This is a genomic window from Saccharibacter floricola DSM 15669 (genome assembly GCF_000378165.1).
Lineage (GTDB): Bacteria > Pseudomonadota > Alphaproteobacteria > Acetobacterales > Acetobacteraceae > Saccharibacter > Saccharibacter floricola.
The window spans coordinates 198564-220689 of record NZ_KB899336.1 but is presented as its reverse complement, the minus strand read 5'-3'; the positions used below and the strand labels follow the sequence as shown (position 1 = coordinate 220689).

19 protein-coding genes, 1 other RNA gene and 1 pseudogene are annotated in these 22126 nt (G+C 51.2%); 14 read left to right on the top strand and 7 right to left on the bottom strand.

Annotated elements, in window-relative coordinates; all coding sequences use genetic code 11:
- Positions 1 to 629: 629 nt before the first annotated feature.
- Positions 630 to 749 (top strand): annotated as a pseudogene (locus F457_RS14360) (IS5/IS1182 family transposase); the annotation flags it as partial.
- On the opposite strand, the gene F457_RS0105545 reads toward F457_RS14360, so the two are convergent.
- The 3 genes from F457_RS0105545 to F457_RS0105535 all read right to left on the bottom strand — a co-directional run bounded on the left by F457_RS0105545 (position 746) and on the right by F457_RS0105535 (position 4369).
- Positions 746 to 1573, bottom strand: coding sequence for an N-acetylmuramoyl-L-alanine amidase-like domain-containing protein (locus F457_RS0105545; protein ID WP_018980145.1), 828 nt, complete (start codon positions 1571 to 1573; stop codon positions 746 to 748). The pseudogene F457_RS14360 and the gene F457_RS0105545 sit on opposite strands and share 4 nt — an antisense overlap.
- Before the next feature lies 1 nt (position 1574).
- Positions 1575 to 3164 carry an NAD(P)/FAD-dependent oxidoreductase gene (locus tag F457_RS0105540; protein WP_026294229.1) on the bottom strand — a complete coding sequence of 530 codons (1590 nt, stop codon included), beginning with the start codon at positions 3162 to 3164 and terminating at the stop codon, positions 1575 to 1577.
- Between the two features lie 191 nt (positions 3165 to 3355).
- Complete coding sequence (locus F457_RS0105535) at positions 3356 to 4369, bottom strand: MBL fold metallo-hydrolase (protein ID WP_018980143.1); 1014 nt, start codon at positions 4367 to 4369, stop codon at positions 3356 to 3358.
- A gap of 99 nt (positions 4370 to 4468) precedes the next feature.
- Here F457_RS0105535 and F457_RS0105530 point away from each other — a divergent pair, with 99 nt between their 5' ends.
- Positions 4469 to 4969 carry a DUF3465 domain-containing protein gene (locus F457_RS0105530; protein WP_018980142.1) on the top strand — a complete coding sequence of 167 codons (501 nt, stop codon included), beginning with the start codon at positions 4469 to 4471 and terminating at the stop codon, positions 4967 to 4969.
- Between the two features lie 8 nt (positions 4970 to 4977).
- Here the strand turns inward: F457_RS0105530 and clpA are convergent, their stop codons facing one another.
- On the bottom strand, positions 4978 to 7293 hold the full coding sequence (gene clpA, locus F457_RS0105525; RefSeq protein ID WP_018980141.1) for an ATP-dependent Clp protease ATP-binding subunit ClpA: 2316 nt from the start codon (positions 7291 to 7293) through the stop codon (positions 4978 to 4980).
- A gap of 73 nt (positions 7294 to 7366) precedes the next feature.
- Positions 7367 to 7687 carry an ATP-dependent Clp protease adapter ClpS gene (gene clpS, locus F457_RS0105520; protein ID WP_018980140.1) on the bottom strand — a complete coding sequence of 107 codons (321 nt, stop codon included), beginning with the start codon at positions 7685 to 7687 and terminating at the stop codon, positions 7367 to 7369.
- Positions 7688 to 7987: 300 nt separating this feature from the next.
- Here clpS and F457_RS12270 point away from each other — a divergent pair, with 300 nt between their 5' ends.
- The 8 genes from F457_RS12270 (at position 7988) to F457_RS0105480 (ending at position 15748) form a co-directional block, all read left to right on the top strand.
- On the top strand, positions 7988 to 8995 hold the full coding sequence (locus tag F457_RS12270) for a D-alanyl-D-alanine carboxypeptidase family protein (protein ID WP_373316386.1): 1008 nt from the start codon (positions 7988 to 7990) through the stop codon (positions 8993 to 8995).
- A 128-nt stretch (positions 8996 to 9123) separates the two neighbouring features.
- Entirely contained in the window at positions 9124 to 9924 is an 801-nt protein-coding gene (gene map, locus F457_RS0105505) for a type I methionyl aminopeptidase (protein WP_018980137.1), read from the top strand.
- A 47-nt stretch (positions 9925 to 9971) separates the two neighbouring features.
- A complete protein-coding gene (gene ggt / locus F457_RS0105500) occupies positions 9972 to 11783 on the top strand; it encodes a gamma-glutamyltransferase (RefSeq protein WP_018980136.1) in 1812 nt (603 codons plus the stop codon).
- A 53-nt stretch (positions 11784 to 11836) separates the two neighbouring features.
- An RNA gene (ffs, locus tag F457_RS13535) (signal recognition particle sRNA small type) lies at positions 11837 to 11933 on the top strand.
- 102 nt (positions 11934 to 12035) lie between these two features.
- Positions 12036 to 14042: a DNA polymerase III subunit gamma/tau gene (locus F457_RS0105495; RefSeq protein ID WP_026294227.1), complete on the top strand. Its 2007-nt coding sequence runs from the start codon at positions 12036 to 12038 to the stop codon at positions 14040 to 14042.
- Between the two features lie 15 nt (positions 14043 to 14057).
- Entirely contained in the window at positions 14058 to 14381 is a 324-nt protein-coding gene (locus tag F457_RS0105490; RefSeq protein ID WP_018980134.1) for a YbaB/EbfC family nucleoid-associated protein, read from the top strand.
- 15 nt (positions 14382 to 14396) lie between these two features.
- Positions 14397 to 14999, top strand: a complete 603-nt coding sequence (recR, locus tag F457_RS0105485) for a recombination mediator RecR (protein ID WP_040920820.1) — start codon at positions 14397 to 14399, stop codon at positions 14997 to 14999.
- Positions 14999 to 15748: an SDR family oxidoreductase gene (locus F457_RS0105480; protein WP_018980132.1), complete on the top strand. Its 750-nt coding sequence runs from the start codon at positions 14999 to 15001 to the stop codon at positions 15746 to 15748. The genes recR and F457_RS0105480 overlap by 1 nt, the downstream gene beginning before the upstream one ends.
- Before the next feature lie 113 nt (positions 15749 to 15861).
- On the opposite strand, the gene F457_RS0105475 is transcribed toward F457_RS0105480, so the two are convergent.
- The gene (locus F457_RS0105475) at positions 15862 to 16347 is read right to left on the bottom strand and encodes a hypothetical protein (RefSeq protein WP_026294226.1); all 486 of its coding nucleotides are present in this window, start codon (positions 16345 to 16347) and stop codon (positions 15862 to 15864) included.
- Positions 16348 to 16498: 151 nt separating this feature from the next.
- Positions 16499 to 16822: a TIGR02300 family protein gene (locus tag F457_RS0105470; protein ID WP_040920890.1), complete on the bottom strand. Its 324-nt coding sequence runs from the start codon at positions 16820 to 16822 to the stop codon at positions 16499 to 16501.
- Positions 16823 to 16994: 172 nt separating this feature from the next.
- On the opposite strand from F457_RS0105470, the gene aroA reads away from it, so the two are divergent.
- The 4 genes from aroA (at position 16995) to rpsA (ending at position 21948) form a co-directional block, all read left to right on the top strand.
- The gene (gene aroA / locus F457_RS0105465) at positions 16995 to 18326 is read left to right on the top strand and encodes a 3-phosphoshikimate 1-carboxyvinyltransferase (RefSeq protein WP_018980129.1); all 1332 of its coding nucleotides are present in this window, start codon (positions 16995 to 16997) and stop codon (positions 18324 to 18326) included.
- Complete coding sequence (locus F457_RS0105460) at positions 18323 to 18961, top strand: (d)CMP kinase (RefSeq protein WP_018980128.1); 639 nt, start codon at positions 18323 to 18325, stop codon at positions 18959 to 18961. The genes aroA and F457_RS0105460 overlap by 4 nt, the downstream gene beginning before the upstream one ends.
- A gap of 12 nt (positions 18962 to 18973) precedes the next feature.
- Positions 18974 to 19954 (top strand): HoxN/HupN/NixA family nickel/cobalt transporter, encoded by a 981-nt coding sequence (locus F457_RS13255; protein ID WP_018980127.1) that lies wholly within the window; start codon positions 18974 to 18976, stop codon positions 19952 to 19954.
- Between the two features lie 284 nt (positions 19955 to 20238).
- Positions 20239 to 21948 carry a 30S ribosomal protein S1 gene (gene rpsA / locus F457_RS0105450; protein ID WP_026294224.1) on the top strand — a complete coding sequence of 570 codons (1710 nt, stop codon included), beginning with the start codon at positions 20239 to 20241 and terminating at the stop codon, positions 21946 to 21948.
- Positions 21949 to 22126: the final 178 nt, after the last annotated feature.

Here is a 22126-nt window from a genome sequence, read left to right as displayed (position 1 = left end):
GGTACAGGGCTTAGGTCGCGTTGACAAAAACTTTCGAATGCGTGGTGACGTATCGGACGAGAAGCGGGCGATGATTGTCACTCTTTTGCCTTCTGATCGTGGCCGTTGGGCGTGTTCTTCTGGAGAGTCGTCGCTTGTTTCTAAACGGCATGCTTTATGTTTTGCGTGTTGGTCTGCCTATGGCGAGATAGGCATGATTGTTACGGCAAGTGGAACCCCGTCGCTGTAGGTTTCGTCGTTGGGTTGAACAGGGCGTGTGGGGCGCTCTGCTGCAGACCTTGATAGACTTGGGCTTGACCGACGGCTGTGGTTCGTAACCACTTTACCGGCCACTGGTGAAAAGGAGGGCTCATTGGGAGGCTTTTGGTCGATCACGCGGCGGCTTTATGGGCAACGTCCACGCCCCATATGATCATTAAGGACGTCCTCTCGGGTTCGTTCTTACCGGAGGACAGGTCTCGAACTATAAAACCATAGACGCTCTGATGGTGTTCCAGTGCCAAACTCTAAGGCTCTACGGGTTGAGTGACGGTATAACAGCGATAGTTTCCGCTAAAGACGAGCGCTCCACAGAAAATAGACCGGCAGCGTGATAGGGATCGCAACCGCACGGAGTGTATGGTTTAAATAAGCTCAAGCAGGAGCGACGTATCGCAGCACGCTACGACAAAATGGCATTATCCTGCATGGGGGTTTTCCATCTCGCCGCAATAAGACTCTGGGTTAAATCTTTTGTAAGTGGGGTCTAAGAAAAACACGATTTGTGTTGTGAAGGACGTAAAACAACAAGTCCGATTTTTCCATGCACATATTCGTTCAGTGGCGTATCAACAACACAACGATTGCGTTTCAGTGAGGACGCATTTCGGAAAAATAATTGACCAGATCGCCAAATCGCAAAGCCCGTATGGCTCACATCAAGACCAGGTAATCCGCTATAGATTCCGATTAAATCCCCCGTCTTTAAAAGGGGGAGAGCGCTGGGAAGTGCCGTGCTCGGAAGATAAGAGATGCGCCGTTTTTTGACCGAGATCCCTGGCAAATATAGCGAGCCGTCGGCTTTTTGGTTGAGATATTTTGTGACGGTAACAACCTTAGAAGAAAGAGACGGTGTTATATCTTGCGCTAAAAAAGGGTGCGCATGAGCCCAATCGCTAAAGAAATTCCGTCGTGTAGGAAACGAAATGATCTCGTTGCTATAGCGTGTGTGGAGCAAAGCTAAAAGAAAGCCGTCAAGCGAGCTGCTCTGACTTAATGCCGTCACATATTCTAAAAATGAAAGACAATCTACTCCTCTCAAATCAACAACGAATTCTTCAGGACGTGTTGCAGAGCCAATAAGGCGATCAGCGAGATATGGTGTTTCTAGTAGAGCCTCTGACATAACAGCTAAACGGCTAATGCTACCGCAATTCTCCTGATGAATAGCGGTGAGCGCACGAATTTTGTCAAGCGTATAGCGGTCGATTGTGATGCTCTGAGGGAGGTGTGGACGTGCAAGAGAGCTACATCCACCTCCTAAGAAGAGACTGCCAAATGCTAGAAAAGATCTTCTATACAGAGTATGACTCATTTTAACCTTTCTCTTGTAGTAGAGAAAGGGGATTATCTGCGTAGGAAGCGATATCTGTATCACTCGAAATTCTATCATAAATAGATGAGTGTAAGAGTTCTATATAATCATGCCCTTTTAGAAGATAATAATATTGAAATTTCATGATATTTATATGTTTCTTAAGGGCATTGATGAGTTTGTTTTTATCTCCATTAGGTGAATTAATATTCATATTAGTGGTGCTAAATAATGTTGGATGTAAGAGAAGATGAGATGGAGCCTCATATGTGAGATTGTTGAACGCATCACTTTTTAAGAAAGCAGCAATATCAGAATAAATAGAGATAATTTCTCTTACAAGAGAGATAACATTCTCGACTAAATTATCATCTGAGAAGTCCATATTTCTCATAATGCTACAAAAGCTACCAAAGTATGTAACACTATCAATGCAGTATTTCACAGTCAGATAATACCAATCGTTCTTAAGTGTATACATGCCATCAAACATATGTTCCATTAATTCCATAAGAGAAGAAATAAGGATATTATTATTATGTATCTTACGGTTTATATTCATTCCTTTTAGGTCACTTTTAATATTTTGTGTAAGCATTGTATTTTGAAAAGCGATTACATCGAAACCTCCTGAATAATAAGGATCCCAAAAGCCATAGGCATCTCCTGTAAGGGCCCACCGGTTTTTAGAGGTCGCGTAATCGGAAAGTGTTGCAAATTTCCGAAGAATTTTAAAATCTAGAACATCGAAATTCTTTTTACGTAGATAAGAACCCAGGAGACTCTCGTTCTTTTCTAACCAAGACATCATTTTTTCTTGTGATGAGAAGTCATCAAATGAGTACATCTTTTCATCAAACACGATCCCAAGGCTCGTTGTATTCTCAGAAAGAGGGAGTATCCAGATCCAGTATCCTAGTCCCTCAACGTGAATAGAGCTACGTTCTCTTTCGGCATGGCTAAAGGGTGTTTTTCCATCATCAAGATAGATATCACTGACATTAACGAACCCCGCAAAACGAACCCACACGGATGAATGTGAAATTGGGAGTTTGCGTGTAATATCGAATTTTTTTGACAGGACCTTCTTCATGCCAGAGGCATCAATAAGCCATTGTGTCGTGAGTTTTTTCTCGTTTCCTTCTTTGTCGATAAAAAGAATGTTTTTGTGTGTTGTTTCGTCAGAAAAATCGACGAATTTATGATTGTTGAAAAAAGTTACTTTTTCTTTCAACATTGAATGAAGGTCGTTTTCGAATTTCCCTCGTTGGAAATGAAATGAATCATTAGGAGGGAAAGCAGTAGGCCCCATTTCAAAAAAAGATCCGTTATTTTCCCTGAAAAAGCGCATTCCCATTTTTTTAAAATGATTGTCTTCCATATAGTCATGTAACTTTAGAATATATGAAAGGTACAGCCCACCGACTTCGTTGAGAGATTCACCTACTTTATGGGCAGCGTCATGAACGGGGAAGGTTTCATCATTAATAAGAGCAATGTTAATAGGGCCGACAGTCTGGAGAAGTTGATAAGCAAGCGTTAGGCCTGAGAACCCGGCACCAATAATGGTCACATCATAGTTAGCCATCATATATCTCCGACAGCAGGGGATTATTGGAAAATATGTTCCTAAATTCTAGACATATCCCGGCAGGAGTAAAGTCAATTATTATTTCCACATAAATTTTTAGTTATTTTGATAATTGAGATCGATTTAATCAATAATGGGGGTAAGCCCATCATTGATTAAGAATGTTCTTTTAACGAATACGGATGTTGATTTTAGACAAGGTAACTCTCACCTTGTTTAGCCATAAGGAAGTAAATCCCCATATCGTTTCCATCATTAAGCTCACGGGCAATATGGGTGACGGGGTTTTCCGTCATGTGGAATGTTTCTTTTACATGCGTGATCAGCACTTTAAGGCCGCGTACATAATGACGCCCTCCACAGACTAACGCGAGATCACGTAAGCTTTGGAGAACATGCTCTGGGGTCATGTGACCAGCGAGGGCATTTTCAGGATGGTCGTTGGTATAGGTGGCTTCCATCACGATCGCTTTTAGGCGTTGTTCTTTTACAAGGGGAGCGATGGCTTCCCACAGCTCGTGCAGTTTTTGTTCCCCATTTTCAGGCTTGTCTGCTTCTGTATCACCGAGATAGAGCACAGCTTTTCCGTTGGTTTCGATAAGGAAAGCCGTTGAGGTCATAGGGCCATGTTTAAGAGGCCAAGCGCGAATGGTCAGATCACTTTTGGCGATTGTCTGCGCGACGCCGCTCTCCATGTCCTGATAGCTATATTTGCCAATGGCTGGTTCTGCACCACGGTTCCCTTGATTACCCCATATCTCATTATTGAAGAGATGGGAGGATAGAGCGTTTAATGTACTGGGGAGGCCGTAAATGGGTTTGGGCGTATCATCGGGGGAGGCTAAGACTAGTCCTGCGATATGGTCTAAATGAGGGTGGCTGATGAGATAGGCGCGAACGGTTTGTTTTAGCACATGTCCGGCACGGCTTAACGAAGAGTCGGGCATAATAGGAATATCGTCTAGCGAGCCTTTTTGCTCAGCGATTTTCAGCCCATGCCCTAAGGTGCCTGCATCACATAAGACGGCTTCATTACGGCCAAGAGGGCGAACCATGTATGAGGTGAGGTTGCCATCAATCACACCGCTGCGTGTTCCAAGAGCGATAATCTCAAAATCAGGATGTGTATCTGCAAAGGCGGGGCCTTGGGAGGATGGTTCTTTTTTGATCAGGTTGCGAAAAGATGAGAGTATTTGCGCATTCATTGGGATTGATCTCCTACGGATTTTTTTACCTTCATGCCCTATAAGGATAGTCCTGCCTCAAGAGTGGGGAAAGGCATTTACGTGAGTAAGGAAGCTATTATGCGTCTCTTTCATCCGTCATTGGCGGTTTTAAGTTTGGTTGGTTTGGCCTTGGCCATGCCGGGAGAGGCCTTAGCAGGGCCGCCCGCTGGTGCGGTCATGCCGACACAATGTGATAATGCGCATTTTCTAAGAGACCAGAGCGCATTTGCGCAGCAGTTTTCTTACCATCGTACGGCTTATGGTCTGCATAGTGATCTGCCTGAGCATATGTGTGGTCAGGTCACAAAAGTGTTCCGTGCGCGTCGTAGTCGGAGTGGATGGCATGGTTATTTCATGATGAGCGTCGGCTCAGGAGAGCCCGTTCGTGTCGTGTCAAATCTGGATGAAATGCACGCCCCTTCATGGCCATGGGTAAAGGTGGGTGACCATGTCGAGGTGCAGGGGCGCTATTATTACGATGGCCCGCGTCGTCAAGGTGTAGATTGGACCCATCACGGGACAAGCCGTAACTGGCCGTGGGCAGGTTTCGTTGCCGTTAACGGCCAGTCCTATCAGTAAGTTGTTGGTTAAGCCGGGGTGAGGTCGCGTTTTTTATGCGTCTCACTCTTGTCGTGATGGGGGGCTGGGTAGCTAAAGGTGAGTGCGTCCTCCTTGACGTCAATGCGAACATGCCCTCCCTCGGTGAGCTTGCCAAAGAGGAGTTCTTCAGCAAGAGGCTTTTTGATTTTTTCTTGGATAAGACGCCCCAGAGGTCGCGCTCCGTTAAGGCGATCATAGCCGTTTTCACCTAACCATTGAGAAGCCTTTTTTGTCAGTTCCAACGTGACTTTTTTCGCGTTCAACAATGTTCTCAGTTGTTCAATGAACTTGCTGACAATATGTTGCACAATCTCAGGTGAGAGCGGAGCGAAAGGAACAATCGCATCCAACCGATTGCGGAATTCTGGTGAGAAAAGCCGTTTGATCGCTTCTTCATCATCGCCAGAACGTTTGGTGCGTCCAAACCCGATAGCCTCTTTGGAGAGATCGGCTGCGCCTGCATTTGTGGTCATGATGAGGACTACATTCCGGAAATCGACTACTTTCCCCGTATGGTCGGTCAGTTTGCCGTGATCCATGACTTGCAGCAGGATATTAAAGAGATCGGGATGGGCTTTTTCGATCTCATCAAGCAGAAGAACAGCATGTGGGTTCTGATGGACAGCTTCCGTCAGCAGCCCCCCTTGCTCAAAACCGACATAGCCAGGTGGCGTGCCGATCAGACGTGAGATCGAATGAGGCTCCATATATTCTGACATATCAAAGCGAATGAGCTTGATATTGAGTGAGGATGCGAGCTGACGTGCTGCCTCTGTTTTGCCGACGCCGGTTGGGCCAGAGAAAAGGTAGCTACCGATTGTTTTTTCACCATCTCGTAAGCCTGCGCGTGACAGCATGATGGCCGAAGAGAGGGCATCAATGGCTGTTTGTTGGCCAAAGACAGCCTTGCGTAAATCTGACGATAAATGCCGAAGCGTTGAACGGTCATCTTTAGACATATGACGCGGCGGGATCTGGGCAATGCGAGCAACCGTGGCTTCGATATCTTTCAGGCCAATTGTCTGTCTTTTGCGATGAGGGGGTAATAAGCGGCAAGCGGCCCCAGCCTCGTCAATTAAGTCGATCGCTTTATCGGGCAGGTTTCGGTCATGAATATAACGCGCAGAAAGGGTTACAGCACCTCTAATAGCGGCATCGGTATAGCGGATATCATGATGCGCCTCGTAGCGACTTTTCAGCCCGCGTAAGATCCGTATGCTGTCTTTCTCTGAGGGTTCTGCAACGTCGATTTTCTGAAAGCGCCGGGTAAGGGCATGGTCTTTCTCGAAATGTTGACGATATTCAGAATAGGTCGTCGACCCGATGCAGCGCAGTTTTCCAGCCGCTAAAGCGGGTTTAAGGAGGTTAGACGCATCCATAGCGCCGTTTGTTGTGGCTCCTGCACCGACGAGCATATGGATTTCGTCAATGAACAAGACAGCATTGGGTGTTTTTTCAAGTTCATTGACGATCGCTTTAAGGCGTTCTTCAAAATCTCCACGGTAGCGCGTGCCCGCTAAGAGGCTTCCTAAATCAAGACTATAAATTGTGGATTTTTTGAGGATAGCAGGAACTTTTTTGGCAATAATACGCCCTGCTAATCCTTCCACAATGGCAGTTTTCCCGACACCAGGGTCTCCGACCATCAGAGGGTTGTTTTTAGTACGACGGCAGAGAATTTGAACGAGGCGTTCAACCTCTGCTTCACGTCCAATGAGGGGGTCAATGCTGTTAGCACGTGCACGGTCGTTGAGGTTTACGCAATAGGTATCAAGCGCGTCATGCTTGTCGTCTTTGGGTTCGCCCTTCGGTGTCGCATCGGGGTCGGCTGTATGCGCGCGCGCTCCACGGGTGGAACGCTGATACGTGCTGCGTGGTTCCTCTTGCGCCATGGCATGGATCGCATCAAGGCGTGTCATACCAAGGTTTTGGAGGAAGAAGACCGCATGGCTCTCACGTTCTGCAAAAAACGCCACCAGCACATTCCCGCCATTCATCGTTGGCTGTCCTGCACTTTGGATATGGATGGCTGCGCGTTGAATGACACGTTGAAAAGCGGATGTCGGTTGAGGTGGATCGCTGAGGTCAGACCGCTGCAGAGCTTGGAGGTCGTGCTCTAGGAAGTCGGTAAGGTCACGTTGCAACTGGGTGCGATCAACCCGGCAAGCCTCCAAGACGGCTACCGCATCGCTATCATCACAGAGGGCAAGGAGGAGGTGCTCCAAAGTGATGTATTCATGCTGGTATTGTCCAGCGAAAACGAGTGCACGCTGAAGCGTCTGTTCAAGTGTGGAGGACAGCATAGAGCGCTCCCTATAGTGAGCAAGGGTCAGACAGACGAAAATAAAGAAACGAACATGTAATGTGGCGCGTCTGCTACGCCTTCTCAAGAGTACATTGGAGAGGGTGTTGGTTTTGTCGTGCGAGATCCATCACCTGACTCACCTTTGTTTCTGCCACTTCATAGGTGAAAATACCGCAAACGCTGCTGCCTTTATTGTGTATTTCAAGCATGATGGCGGTTGCCTCTTGGCGTGCTTTGCCAAAAAAACGCTCTAGAACCTCTATGACAAAGTCCATAGGCGTATAGTCGTCATTGAGCATGATGACCTTATACATTGAAGGATGGGCCAGGTCTGTTTTTCGGCTGGTAAGCGTTTCATCGCGTACGGCGCCAATCCGTTCTGCCTGTCCCATAATGGTCTCCTCAGTGCTGGGTGAGCCTCAACATGCTCTATGAGCGACGATGATACGTGCGCTGGAACTTTTATATAGAGAAGACTATGGGCAGTTCTTGCGCGTTTGAGAAGGGGGATCATACAAAAGAGCCCTCGATCGGAAGGAGAACAGGGCAGGGAAACGGCCAGAAAATGGAAATTTTTATGGACAGGCCTGTAATCGTGATTCTACTAATGGAAGAAGCGTATGGGATTCTATAATCCTTCAATCCCTATTTTCTACAGCTTTCGTCATTTATCACATAGGCTGATCATTCTCATGCCCCTTATGCGTTGTTTTGCTTTGCTCTTCTCTTTGGGATTAACTCTCTTTGCGAGCGGCACGGCTCGGGCGCAGTATGTGGGTCATCTTTCCGGTTTTGTGATGGATGCGCACACGGGGGCTGTGCTGTCAGAGACGGACGCAGACTTGCAGCGTTATCCGGCGTCGTTGACGAAGATGATGACCTTGTATCTGACGTTTCAGGCACTCGAGCAGGGGCGCATTACGCTAGGGCAAAGAATGCCTGTATCTATTCATGCATCTTTGCAAAAGCCGTCTAAGCTCGGCATGCGGCCAGGCAGTTTTCTGACCGTTGAGCAAGGGATACTCGCTCTTGTTACAAAATCCGCTAATGATGCAGCATGCACGTTAGGGGAGTTTCTAGGTGGTGGGGATGAGACGCGTTTTGCGGCGTACATGACCAGCCAGGCACGGCGTTTGGGCATGAGTAATACGACCTTCCAAAATGCTTCTGGCTTGCCTGATCCTGACCAGGTGACGACGGCGCGTGATCTCGCCCGACTCGCCCGGCATCTGATGACGGACTATCCGCAGTATTATTCTTATTTTTCGACAGAGCAGTTTGTTTTCCACCGTCGTATTATTGCGAATCATAATCCGATGCTCAAGCTCTATGCGGGTGCCGACGGCCTTAAAACGGGGTTTACGGATCTTGCGGGGCATAATCTCGTAAGCTCTGCGCGACAAGGTCGCATTCGCCTCATTGGTGTGGTGATGGGGGCAGAGAGTAACACGCAGCGGAATAATACCATGATTGCGATGCTTAATAGGGGATTTGAGGCGGAAGGTCAGGCGCCGCAACCCTTGTTAAAGTCACCATCTCTTGTGGCTTCTGGGCATACCCGCCGCTGGGGGCGGCGTACGGTGCCTCATTTTGGTGGGCACAGACACCGCGTCGTTCTCGTGTCTTACCGTCCGCGTGTTTTGCATGGGCGTGTGACCCATCGTACCAGCGTGTCACATCGTGGACATCATCGTTCTTAAAGCGGCCTGATCAACATGGCGGATTTGAGGGAAGAAGCGTGGAAGTACATGTCTTCTCTTGCGTTGGCGGGGGAGCGGACGCATCTTGTTACCCTAATCATTGAGTGATGTTAGGATAATACGGATTCATGGCTTCTCATAACGAACGTGGTATACAATTTTATTCTCAGGATGATTTCCGGCATTTGCGCACGGTTGGTCAGCTGGCGGCAAAGACGCTGGATATGATTACGGACTATGTACAGCCTGGCGTGACGACAGAGGAACTTAATCAGCGTGTGCATGATTTTACGCTGGAACATGGGGCCACCCCTGCACCGCTGAATTATCATGGCTTTCCAAAATCATGCTGCATTTCGATCAATCATGTTGTGTGCCACGGTATTCCAGGAGAGAGAACGCTTAAAGAAGGCGACATCGTTAATATTGACGTGACGTCCATTCTTGATGGCTGGTATGGTGATTCGTCACGGATGTATACTGTTGGCAAGAAAATACCTATCAAAGCACAAAAACTAATTGATGCGACCTATAAATCTCTTATGCTTGGGATTGAGCAGGTTAAACCAGGGGCGACGCTGGGGGACATTGGCCATGCTATCCAGACATTTGCTGAAAAACAGCGCTTAGGTGTGGTGGAAGATTTCTGTGGTCACGGCATTGGGCGTGGTTTCCACGAGGCACCATCCGTGCTCCATTTTGGTCGTCCAGGGACGGGAACTGTTTTAAAGCCCGGGATGGTGTTTACCATTGAGCCTATGCTGAACATCGGTAAGCCTGATGTGAAGACTCTGGCTGATGGCTGGACAGCTGTGACACGTGATCGTTCTTTATCCGCTCAGTTTGAGCATCAGCTGGGTGTGACAGAAGATGGGTATGAAATTTTCACCCTTTCTCCTCAAGGTTATACGAAACCGCCTTATAAATAAGGGGTGTTTCCCTCTTTAAGTTGAAGCTAAGCGAGAAGGAATAACCTATGCGGAAGCGTGTTTATGCTTGTTTGTTGGGGAGTGCTTTGTGTGGGTTAAGCGGGACGGGGGGAGTAGCTCTTGCCGCCTCTCTTAGTGCTGCACATGACCCGCTGGCTTATGGGCCAGACAACGTGCGCCCGGGCGTTCTGGCATCCGCTCCGCATGGGATGGTCGTCTCTGCGCAGCATTTAGCGTCGGAGGCAGGCGCGCGGGTTCTTAAGCAAGGCGGAAATGCTGCAGATGCCGCCGTGGCAACAGGCTATGCGCTGGCTGTCGTGTATCCGGCAGCGGGCAATTTGGGCGGCGGTGGCTTTATGACCCTGCGTCCTGCGCATGGGAAGACAGTCTTTATTGACTTCCGTGAACGTGCATCAGAGCGAGCAACGGCAACGATGTATCTGGATGCTTCCGGGCATGTGGTGCCTGGGCAGTCGACCCAAGGGTGGAAGGCTGTTGCGGTTCCTGGAACGGTAGCGGGGCTTGAAGGGGTGCGTCAGCGCTGGGGACGGTTAAGCCGTGCGCAAGATATGGCCCCAGCCATTGAACTCGCCCGGAACGGTTTCACTCTTGAAGAGGGTGATGTGGAGTTGTTGAATACATCCACCGGCTATTTCCGTCACTCCCCAGAAGCGCGGTCGATCTTTTTACGTCCTGATGGTTCTTCCCTTCAGGTGGGTGATCGGCTTGTGCAGCCTCACTTAGCGCAAAGCTTAGCGCTTATTGCGCGTGATGGTGAGGACGCCTTTTATGCGGGGCCTATCGGAGATGAGATTCTTCGAGCGAGCCAAGAAAGTGGTGGCATTTTAAGCAAAGCGGATCTGCTGACCTACCGTATTCGCCTCATGGAGCCGCTGCGTTGTTCTTATCGTGGGTATCTCATAGAGACAGCACCTCCGCCTAGCGGGGGCGGTGTCGCTTTGTGTGAAATGCTGACAATTCTGTCAGGAGATGATCTGGGTCGCCTTGGACTGCACACAGCCCCTGCTGTGCAGCGTGAGATTGAGGCGATGCGCCATGCATATTCCGACCGACGCGACCTTGGGGACCCTGCTTTTGTTCAAAACCCTGTCGCTCATTTCCTAGACCCACAGTATGCGCAGCAGGTGCGGGAAGCGATTCCGCGTGATCGCGCTCTATCGTCTGCGCAGCTTCAAGTTGGGGTTGCGCTCCCTCAGTCAGAACAAAAGGCGGGTGCAACACCGTCTTCAGAAAAACATGAGACAACCCAGTTCTCCGTCGTGGATCGTGACGGTATGGCTGTGTCGACGACCTACACGCTTGATGGGTGGTTTGGTGCGGGCGTGATGGGTGGCCGTACGGGTATCTGGATGAATGACGAGATGGATGATTTCGCCATTAAGCCCGGTGAGCCTAATATGTTCGGGATTGTTGGGTCAGAAGCGAATGCGATTGCACCCGGGAAAACACCGCTTTCGTCTATGGCACCGAGTGTGGTGAGCAAAGACGGACATGTTGTCTTAGTGCTGGGGAGCCCCGGCGGGTCTCGCATTCCGACGATTATTCTCTCAGCCCTGACAGGAATGGTGGATTACGGGTTGGACTTGCGACAAGCGGTGGATCTCCCACGTTTGCACGAACAATGGATGCCTGATGGGGTGGAGATGGAAGAAGGCGCGTTATCTGACGCCGTTCGCCAAACCCTCACGCATGAAGGCTACCATTTTGTGCCCCATCGCCCATGGGGGATTGCTGAGGATATTGTCATTGGTAGCCCACGTCTGAGCGGCCCTCCCACAGGGCGTGTATATGGAGTGGCAGACCCTCGTCATCCCGGTGGTGGTGCCGTTGGACAATAAGTCGTTTAAGGGGGCTTGCTTTAATCCCCCCTATTTGTGCTAGAAGCGCGTTGGGAGATCGGCCCTGGACGGTTGACTTGCGAACTCGGTCAGGTCCGGAAGGAAGCAGCCGTAGTAAGATTATACTGGGTCAGGTGTCCGGTCTTCCACCGATGAGACAGAGTGAGGCCCTTGTGCCCCTGCTCGCAATCTGTGCGGCATAACCCGGCAGGGCCTGCCACATTCCTCTTCGTGGGAGGAGGCGTTACCCCTTTGACTGATGACGATCTTCCCTTGCCACCTGATGAAGGTGGTGGTTTTTTTGGTGATGAGCCTGCACCGGCACCTCAGACGGCGCCCGTGGATGAAAAAAAGCCCTATCAGGTTCTCGCTCGTAAATATCGCCCTCAAACTTTTGATGATCTGATCGGCCAAGAGAGCCTCGTGCGTATTGTGCGCCGGGCTTTTGAGGTTGGGCGTGTAGCGCATGCTTTCATGCTGACAGGGGTGCGTGGGGTTGGCAAAACGACGACGGCTCGTATTATCGCGCGTGCTCTTAATTGCGTAGGGCCAGACGGTAACGGCGGCCCGACCTCTGAGCCATGCGGTGTTTGTCCGAATTGCCGGGCCATTTTAGCGGATCGACATCCTGACGTTTTGGAGATGGACGCGGCATCGCGTACAGGCGTGGATGATGTGCGGGAGATTATTGAGGCCTCTCGTTTCCGTCCGATGCAAGCGCGGATGAAAGTTTTCGTCATTGACGAAGTGCATATGTTGTCCCGCAATGCCTTTAATGCGTTGCTTAAAACGCTGGAAGAACCCCCAGCGCAGGTCACCTTCATTTTTGCTACGACAGAGCTGCGCAAGGTGCCGGTCACAGTGCTCTCTCGTTGTCAGCGCTTTGATCTCCACCGTGTGCCGCAAGCTCAGTTGGTCGAGCATTTTGGTGGGATTGCGGTCAAAGAAGGGGCCAGCTTTGCGCCGGAAGCCCTCGCGCTCATCGCACGCGCTGCTGATGGGTCTGTGCGAGATGGGCTTTCTTTGCTCGATCAGGCGATTGCTCAAGGCGCGAGTGATGCGGCTTCTGTCGCGGATATGCTCGGTTTGGCTGATCGCGGCATGGTGTTTGACCTTCTAGATGCCGCGATGGAAGGCGATGTCGCGAAAGCGCTTAAAATTGCCGACCATGCCTATGCGCGCGGGGGTGATTTGGGCGTGTTGCTGGGTGATGTAATGGACGTGCTTCATTTGCTTTCCCGCATCAAAGCCCTCCCTAAGCTCCGTGAAGGGATGGAACTGTCGGAGATGGAGCGCGTACGTGGTGGAGCGTTAGCCGACCGTCTCTCTGTGAGTGTGCTGAGTCGTGCGTGGCAGCTTTTGCTGAAGGGGATAGCGGAAGTCGATATGGCGCCCGACCGTCGGCAAGCAGCCGAAATGGTGCTTATTCGCCTCTGTCATGCCAGTTTGCTCCCGACACCAGAGCGGATTATTCGCCAGTTACAGCAACGCACCGGGGGAGATGCCCCACCAGAGAGGCCAAGCGCACCAACGCAGGGAGCAGGAAATGCTTCAGCGCAGGGTGCTTCGCCTATGTCGGTTGCGTCGTCGGGAGGTACCGCTGCGTTGGCCCAGCCGCGTGCGGTACAGTCACCCGCTCAGCCACAACAGGCACCAACACCGCCCCGGGCAGCGTTGCGCGTTGTGGCGCGTGATGGTGTGTTGGTGGAGGGTGAGGAATATCGGGAGACGACGAGAGCTTCTTCCTCAGAGCCCCAATCTTCATCTTTCCCCGTATCAATGCCGCGCAGCTGGCGCGAAATGGTTCAGCTCGTTAAGAAAGAACATAACGACCCTTGGCTGCATGGTATTTTACGCTTTGAAGCGCATCTCGTGCAGTTTGGCCCGCCTCTGTTGGCCGTGCGTATTGATGATAGCAAAGTGTGCCGTCGGGCTCTGCGTGAGCTAAGTATGTTGCTTGAGCGTCTCTATCCTGGACAATGGCGCGTGGAGCCATCGCAGGAACAGGGGGAGCCGAGCCTTGATGAGCAAGGGGAGAAGGTTGTTGCGCTCAATCGTGATAAAGCAGCGCAGTCTCCTTTGGTGAAGGCGATGCTGACGACTTTTCCGGGGGCGACAATCGGTGAGGTGACAGACCATTCTCTTGATGAGTACGGTTTGCCGCCTGAACCGACAACGCCCTTAGGAGAGGATGGTCCGCCTGATTTGGATTTTGCACCGATTGATGCCGAATCCATTAGTGAAGACGATTTAGATTAACAAACAGGAACTCTGATGAAAAATCTTGCTGGAATGATGAAGCAGGCCACGCAAATGCAGGCCCGCATGAAAGAAGTTCAGGAAAAGCTTTCCAAGCTTGAAGTGGAAGGTGAGGCAGGAGCAGGGCTCGTGCGCCTAACGCTGACAGGTAAAGGTGTATTGAAGAACCTGACCATTGATCCAAAATTGTTGGATCCAGAAGATGCCGACACCGTTCAAGATTTGATCATTGCGGCTCATGAAGACGCTAAGAAAAAATCTGAATCCATCAGTGAAGAAGAAATGCGTCAGGTGACAGGTGGCTTGAAGCTCCCCCCTGGTATGGATCTGCCTTTCTAAGGAGGGACGTTGCGCGTGTGGTCAAGCCCAGAGATTGAAGCGTTGATTGCCCGTTTGGCACGTCTGCCCGGGCTTGGGCCACGCTCAGCGCGTCGGGCTGCTTTAGCGTTGTTGCAGGAGCCAGAAACACGGCTTAAGCCTCTGATGGCCGTCATGGGTGATGCTGCACAGACGATTCGCACCTGCTCGACATGTGGAAATCTCGACAGCCAGAATCCATGCGTGATTTGTTCAGACGATGAGCGTGATCAAAGCGTGATTTGTGTGGTTGAGACCGTCGGGGATTTATGGGCTCTTGAGCGCGCTGGGGTGCATAAGGGCCTGTATCATGTGCTTGGTGGTACGTTATCGGCTCTTTCAGGGCGTGGCCCAGATGATTTGAACACGCGTGGCCTGCTGGAACGTGTTGATGGCGGCGGTGTGAGAGAAGTCGTTTTGGCTCTAGGGGCGACGGTTGAAGGCGCAACGACGGCGCATTGGTTGCATCATCAACTCGCTGAAACAGGTGTGACGGTTAGTCGCCTTGGCCAAGGCGTGCCTATGGGCGGCGCATTGGAGGGCATGGATGATGGAACCCTTGCGGCTGCTCTGATGGCACGACGTAGGCTTGAAACATGATGGGATCATTCCCCACGACCATTCCTCGCGTTGCTCTTGTGACGGGAGGTGCACGGCGTTTGGGACGTGCGATGGTGGCTATGCTGGCGCGGGAAGGGTTTAGTGTCGCGATTCATTGCCATCACAGTGTTGAGCAGGCCCAAGAGCTTTTACAGGCTATTGGGGGAAAGGGCTGTGTCGTACAGGCGGATCTCGCCCAAGAGGACGCTTTATTACCGCTGATGGCAGATGTGCATGACCGGTTGGGGCCGGTTGGTGTGCTGATTAACAATGCCTCCGTTTTTCGGCGGGATGAGTTTGGTGAGGTGACACGCGCCAGTTGGGATCAGCATATGGAGCCTAACTTGCGTGCGCCCTTTGTCCTCTCTCAAGCAATGGCAGAGGCGTTACCGCCTGCATCAGAGGGGGTGATTCTCCATATGTTAGATCAACGTGTGTGGAATCTGACGCAACATTTTGTCAGCTACACGGTGTCACGCTCTGCGCTGTGGAGTTTGACACAAAGCATGGCGCTGGGCTTTGCCCCACGGATTCGCGTCAATGCGATCGGCCCCGGCCCTGTCTTGCCGGCTGAGGGGCAGTCTGATGAGCATTTTGCACAGATGTGCCACAATACGCCTCTTCATCATGGAGCGACCCCTCAGGAAGTCGCTCAAACAGCACGTTTTTTGATAGCGACACCGTCTATAACGGGGCAGATGATTGCCCTTGATAGTGGGCAGCATCTCAATTGGTCACCTCCTCGCTGAAAGAGGGTTGTTTTACCAGAGTTTTAGTACGGTGCTTTTCTTGCAGAGTGGCCGTGCGTGCTTATTGGCAGCGTTCTATAGTCTTGCGACTGGGGATAAAGGCTTCCACAAGCTTAACGTGGTAGGGCGTCTTTTGTGTAGCGTTCAAGCACGGCAGCGATAGGAAGACTATCGGTATGGCGGTGCAAAAGAGCCCTGTTTTCGAGAATAAAACCAGCAGGGAGGCCCGTCACACGGCTACTGAGCCTTTCACGCCAGAATGTGGCACTTCCGACAGCTCGGCCAAAGGGTGTGTGTTTGTCAGCTAGGCGTGCGCGCGCAATGGGGGTGAGGCGATTGGGTACGTAGGCATTCCAGGCTTCCGAGAGGAGCGTTGAGCCACACATAAGCTGCACATGACGTATGGTAATAGCGGCATCGCTGGTGGCACTCAGATTGAGTGAGGCGATTAATGCGCTATCGGGAATGCTGTGGTCATGGAGTAAGACAGCGTGAATGGGTGTTTTGCAGAAGCTCTGTAAGCTTGCCGTTGCGCTGTCACGCTCTAGGAGAAGCGTGCGTAACTTTTGGCCTTGGTCATGGGCAGAAGCGGGAGCCATGCCGAATACGCCGTAACAGAGAAACGGGAGGAGGAAAGAACACCCAAGACGATAGAATGGTGTGTTGCTTATCCCAGAAAAAGTGCGCTTCAGTGCGCCTTGTAAGAAAAGGCGCACCAGCGCGGGGAGGAGAGGACTCCTCCAAAGACGTTTACGAATCGTCGCGATCGTCTTTGTCAGTGGTGACTTCAATATCATTGCTGATGTCGTCGTCATCCAGATCATCGTCGGGAGAAATCACATCGTCATCATCGTCACCAGCGGTGTCGAGATCGACGTCATTCTCATGCTCGTTTTGATCCAGCTCTTTTTCCTTCTCGTTAGGAAGGGCCTCTTCGTGCTGTTGGAGACGGGAGAGGTTAGAGGGCTGTGTTGTCCCACATTTCGGGCATACGGCCGGAACGCGGTTAAGATCATAAAAACGTGCGTTACAATCGACACATGTCCGTTTTAAACCAAGTTCAGGTTTTGCCATAATGTTGAAAGCCTGCCATGCCACGCTAAAGGAAGAAGTATTGGGGCCCATGCCACTTCAGGCGGGGCCTGTCAAATGTTTCTCTCTTTTCGCTTTTGCTGGCAATGGTTAAAGTCCACTTTCTTGTGAGTAGATTGATACCATCGCAATCCCTCCGTGATGAAGGACCCTTATGACCGCCCAACACCGTCCCCTTACTGTTTCCGCTTCTCCTGCTGGGCTTTGTGGCCGTGTCCATGTGCCAGGAGATAAGTCTATCAGCCATCGTTCGTTGATGTTTGCTGCTCTTGCGCAAGGCACAACGCAGATTTCTGGCCTTTTGGAAGGTGAGGACGTGCTGTGTACAGCCGGCGCACTTCGCCAGCTTGGTGCGAAGATTACGCGTGGTGAGACGACTTGGCGCGTTGAAGGCTGCGGGGTTGGGCAGCTCAAAGAGCCAAGCGATGTCTTGGACATGGGCAATTCTGGCACGGCAGCGCGTCTTTTAACGGGTCTGCTGGCAACGCACCCCATTATGAGTGTGATGAGTGGTGATTCGTCGTTGCGATCGCGCCCGATGAAGCGCGTAACCGCGCCTTTGTCGGAAACGGGGGCGCAGTTCTTGACACGGGAAGGGCAGAGGCTGCCTCTCGCTGTGCAAGGGACGGGGGCTGGCAAACCTTTGCAGTATCGTCTTCCAGTTGCGTCTGCACAGGTGAAGTCAGCTGTGTTGCTTTCTGGGCTCAATTGCCAGGGTACAACAGTGGTGGAAGAGCCCATCTTATCGCGTGACCATACCGAGAATATGCTTCAGCATTTTGGTGTGGATGTGCAGGTATCGCCGCTTGAAGGTGGCGGGCGCACGATTAGCCTTCAGGGCCCTGCAACACTGACGGCGCGTGATGTGGTGGTTCCGGGAGATCCTTCTTCTGCTTCTTTCCCACTGGTGGCGGCTTTGCTGGTGCCGGGCTCTGATTGCGTGATTGAGGGTGTGGGGCTTAATCCGTTGCGGACAGGGCTGTTTATCAGCCTGCAAGAAATGGGAGCCTCTCTTGAGATTCTCAATGAGCGGATTGAAGGTGGTGAGTCTGTGGGAGACCTCCATGTTCGTGCCGGGACGCTGAAAGGCGTAACGGTGCCTCCAGAGCGTGTGCCGTCCATGATTGATGAATATCCGATCTTGGCGGTGGCGTGTGCCTTTGCTGAAGGGACATCCCGTTTGCAAGGATTGGCTGAGCTACGGGTGAAGGAAAGTGACCGTCTGGCGTCAACGGTTGCGTTGCTTGAGGTCAATGGTGCACGGGTGCATGTTGAGGGTGATGATTTGATCATTGAGGGGCAGCCGTCTCTTCCTGGTGGTGGGCAGGTGCTCTCCCATATGGATCATCGCTTAGCGATGAGTGCGATTGTGCTGGGCTTGGCTGCGCAAAAGCCCGTATCCATTGATGATACGGCTTTTATTGAAACAAGCTTCCCCGGATTTGTGGATTTGATGAATACGCTAGGCGCAGGGATTACGGTATGACGGGATCACGTCGGTTGATTATTGCGGTAGATGGGCCTGCAGCGGCAGGTAAAGGCACTTTGGCAAAGGCGTTGGCAGAGCGCTTGGCTCTACCTTATCTGGATACCGGATTGCTCTATCGCGCTGTTGCACGGCGCGTTTTAGATCATGGGGAAGACCCTGTTTTGCAGGGCGAGCAACATGCGAAGGCGATTGAGCCCGCTGATCTGGAACGTGATGATCTCCGTGTTCCTGAGGTTGACCGTGCAGCCTCTCTCGTAGCACGCCAGCCAGCAGTGCGGGAGGCGCTGCTTGAACGACAGCGTTCTGTTGGACGGGTTCATGGTGCCGTAGTTGATGGTCGTGACATTGGGACGGTTGTCTTTCCCGATGCCGATCTGAAGCTGTTTATTACGGCCTCTCCTGAGGTAAGAGCACAGCGGCGTTATCGCCAACGGCATGGTGAGGATTGTCAGGACGCTGAGTTGTTGGCTCAAGAAGTCGCGGCGATTGTCGCACGGGATGAGCAAGATGCATCGCGGGAGGTCTCGCCTTTGAAGCCAGCGGATAATGCTGTGCAAATTCTTACAGACCATATGGATGCAGAGTCGGTGTTGGATCGTGTTCTCACGCTTTTGCAGGAACGGCGAGCCTAAGATGATGCTTCTGTGGTAAGGGCGGAGCGTGCTGAGAAGGCGAGGTCCCAGCTCTGGTGGCTGGTAGGGCCTGTTACCGGTACTCTTGTCTTATGGGGGCTCGCCGGGTGGCTTCTCAAAAGCCAGCCCGTTCTGCTCGGGATTGCCGCTTTGGCGTATGGAACCGGGATACGCCACGCTTTGGATGCAGACCATCTTGCGAGTATTGATAGTGCTCTCCGCCTGGACGCGCATCGGCGTGGTGGGTCTGCGAGTGCTGGGCTGTTTTTTTCGCTGGGCCATTCGACGATCGTTGTGGGCATGTGTGTGCTGGTGTTCTGTCTTGGTCATGGCTTACAGCAGCACATTCATCATTATATGGCGCGTTGGGCGATTGTCGGGACGATCGTCTCGACGGCGTTTTTGCTCCTGGCGGGGAGTGCGACCTTGCTTGACGGCTGGCGTGATCCTCATAAGTCAATACCTTGGGGTGTTCGCCAGTGTCAGGGCGTTATTCGGCGCTTCTCAGCTCGACGATGGGGGCTCTATCTTCTGGGTCTTTTATTCGCGCTAGGGTTTGATACGACAACAGAAATTGGCGTTCTGGGGGTGTCGGCTACACAGTCCATGCAGGGTGTGTCTGTGTGGCGTGTGCTTCTTCTGCCGTGCCTTTTTGCGGCCGGCATGATTCTTATGGACACACTTGATGGCTTGTGGGCGTGGCGTGTTTATCGCCAATCATTGGGGCGTTCATCCCAAAGAAAGCGCTATCGTTTTTATACGGCCATTATGTCATCAATGATGGCGTTATTGATCTCTTTTTTCCAAATTTGTGATGCTGTGGATGAAGAGAATTCTGTTAACAATCACATAAATATTCGCTTTTATGGTGATGTCATCTCTATAAATATAGGAATAATATTTTCATTGGCAATAACATCAGTTTGGTTTGTTTTTATATCAAAAGATATATTGAATAGATTGCGGAAAGAACGAAATAACATCAATTTATGACAAAGATACATTGTCATTTTAAGTATTGATTTAAGTTTGTCATTTAGCGCTTTTATCTTTCTAGAAGATATCGTAGGGTGCCCGCCAAGTCTATGTCACGTGTATGTAGCCGTGCCGTGGCAAGCCCCGCTTCTGTGAATGAAGCGGGCCTTATTGGTTTTTAGATGAACTCTCGCTTGGCTACGAGGTGAGGGGAGACGTCGTTTTATCCTCGTTGCAGAATGGGCGGCGCAAAGCACGGGTCTTGGCCTGATCGGGTTAACGACCCTGGAATATTGAATTACATGGCTTCTGCCACTCAGAATACACCGAATCACGAAACAGAAGATTTTGCTGCTCTTCTTGACGAAACACTCGGTAGCGATACGGGCTTTGATGGTTCCGTTGTCCGTGGCCGTATTGTTCGTCTGACAGATGATCACGCGATTGTTGACGTTGGTCTGAAGAGCGAAGGGCGCGTTGCTCTGCGTGAATTCGGTCCGCCAGGTGTGACGCCGGATGTTAAGCCGGGTGATGTTCTGGAACTGTATATTGAACGTTACGAAGATCGTGACGGTTGTATCGTTCTTTCTCGTGAGAAGGCACGCCGCGAAGAGGCATGGACTGCTCTGGAAGGTGCTTTTGCGAACAACCAGCGCGTGAACGGCACCATTTATGGCCGTGTGAAGGGTGGTTTCACCGTGGATCTCGGTGGGGCTATGGCCTTCTTGCCTGGTAGCCAGGTTGATATTCGCCCAGTGCGTGATGTTGGCCCACTGATGGGGCAGCCACAGCCTTTCCAGATTCTAAAGATGGATCGTGCACGTGGTAACATCGTTGTTTCCCGTCGTGCCGTTCTTGAAGAGACTCGTGCTGAGCAGCGTTCTGAGCTGATCCAGGGTCTGAAGGAAGGCATGATTCTTGACGGTGTGGTCAAGAACATCACCGATTACGGTGCCTTTGTGGATCTCGGCGGCGTTGACGGCCTGTTGCACGTGACGGATATCGCTTGGAAGCGGATTAACCACCCATCTGAAGCTCTTCAGATCGGTCAGCCAGTGCGCGTGCAGGTGATTCGCTTTAACTCCGAAACACAGCGTATTTCCCTTGGTATGAAGCAGCTTGAAGCTGATCCATGGGAGAATGTTTCCGTTAAATATCCGGTCAATGCTCGCTTCACAGGTCGCGTGACGAACATTACCGATTACGGTGCGTTTGTTGAGCTGGAACCAGGCGTTGAAGGTCTGGTGCACGTTTCTGAAATGTCCTGGACGAAGAAGAACGTCCATCCAGGTAAGATCGTGGCAACTTCTCAGGAAGTGGAAGTCATGGTTCTGGATGTGGACAGTGCGAAACGCCGTATTTCCTTGGGTCTGAAGCAAGTTCAGCGCAACCCATGGGAGCAGTTTGCTGAAGAGCACAAGGTGGGTTCGGTCATCGAAGGTGAGATCCGTAACATCACTGAATTCGGTCTCTTCATCGGTCTGTCTGCTGATATTGACGGCATGGTTCACATGTCTGACCTATCATGGGATGAGCCAGGCGAAGTCATGATGTCCCGTTATGAAAAGGGGCAGGTGGTTCAGGCGAAGGTTCTGGATGTTGATGCTGAGAAGGAGCGTATCTCCCTTGGTATTAAACAGCTTCAGGAAGACCCTGCTGCAGACATTCTGGCTCGTATCCACAAGGGTGACATTGTTACCAGCGTTGTGACGGCAGTTCAGAGCAACGGGATCGAAGTGAAGGTGGACGATGTTCTAACTGGCTTCATCCGTCGTGGTGAGCTGGCCCGTGATAAGGCTGAGCAACGCCCAGAGCGCTTTGCTGTTGGTGAGAAGGTTGATGCTAAGGTCGTGAGCCTGGATCGTGCTTCTCGCAAGCTGGCCCTGACCATCCGTGGTCGTGAGGTCGAAGAAGACAAGCAAGCGATCAGTGAATACGGTTCGTCGGATTCTGGTGCATCTTTGGGTGATATCCTGGGTGCTGCAATCCGTCGTCGTAGCACAGACGACTAAAATTTAGAGAGTTCTGGAAAGAAAAATGCTTCTCAGAATACTCTAGACTTGCGAGAAAGGGCGGTCTTTTATAAGACCGCCCTTTCTTTGCGATAAATGATCAAAATACGCTCAGAGAGCAGAAGAGGGCTGTCTATGGTTCTATGGCCATAGAAGAGCGCTTTTGCTAAAGGACGTG

Excerpts from the sequence above, each read along its gene's own strand:
- F457_RS0105540 (WP_026294229.1), bottom strand. The coding sequence starts at position 3,164 with ATGATGGCTAACTATGATGTGACCATTATTGGTGCCGGGTTCTCAGGC.
- clpA (WP_018980141.1), bottom strand. The coding sequence starts at position 7,293 with ATGCTGTCCTCCACACTTGAACAGACGCTTCAGCGTGCACTCGTTTTC.
- clpS (WP_018980140.1), bottom strand. The coding sequence starts at position 7,687 with ATGGGACAGGCAGAACGGATTGGCGCCGTACGCGATGAAACGCTTACC.
- F457_RS0105545 (WP_018980145.1), bottom strand. The coding sequence starts at position 1,573 with ATGAGTCATACTCTGTATAGAAGATCTTTTCTAGCATTTGGCAGTCTC.
- F457_RS0105530 (WP_018980142.1), top strand. The coding sequence starts at position 4,469 with ATGCGTCTCTTTCATCCGTCATTGGCGGTTTTAAGTTTGGTTGGTTTG.
- F457_RS0105490 (WP_018980134.1), top strand. The coding sequence starts at position 14,058 with ATGAAAAATCTTGCTGGAATGATGAAGCAGGCCACGCAAATGCAGGCC.
- F457_RS0105480 (WP_018980132.1), top strand. The coding sequence starts at position 14,999 with ATGGGATCATTCCCCACGACCATTCCTCGCGTTGCTCTTGTGACGGGA.
- map (WP_018980137.1), top strand. The coding sequence starts at position 9,124 with ATGGCTTCTCATAACGAACGTGGTATACAATTTTATTCTCAGGATGAT.
- aroA (WP_018980129.1), top strand. The coding sequence starts at position 16,995 with ATGACCGCCCAACACCGTCCCCTTACTGTTTCCGCTTCTCCTGCTGGG.
- ggt (WP_018980136.1), top strand. The coding sequence starts at position 9,972 with ATGCGGAAGCGTGTTTATGCTTGTTTGTTGGGGAGTGCTTTGTGTGGG.
- rpsA (WP_026294224.1), top strand. The coding sequence starts at position 20,239 with ATGGCTTCTGCCACTCAGAATACACCGAATCACGAAACAGAAGATTTT.
- F457_RS0105475 (WP_026294226.1), bottom strand. The coding sequence starts at position 16,347 with ATGGCTCCCGCTTCTGCCCATGACCAAGGCCAAAAGTTACGCACGCTT.
- F457_RS0105535 (WP_018980143.1), bottom strand. The coding sequence starts at position 4,369 with ATGAATGCGCAAATACTCTCATCTTTTCGCAACCTGATCAAAAAAGAA.
- F457_RS12270 (WP_373316386.1), top strand. The coding sequence starts at position 7,988 with ATGCCCCTTATGCGTTGTTTTGCTTTGCTCTTCTCTTTGGGATTAACT.
- F457_RS0105460 (WP_018980128.1), top strand. The coding sequence starts at position 18,323 with ATGACGGGATCACGTCGGTTGATTATTGCGGTAGATGGGCCTGCAGCG.
- F457_RS0105470 (WP_040920890.1), bottom strand. The coding sequence starts at position 16,822 with ATGGCAAAACCTGAACTTGGTTTAAAACGGACATGTGTCGATTGTAAC.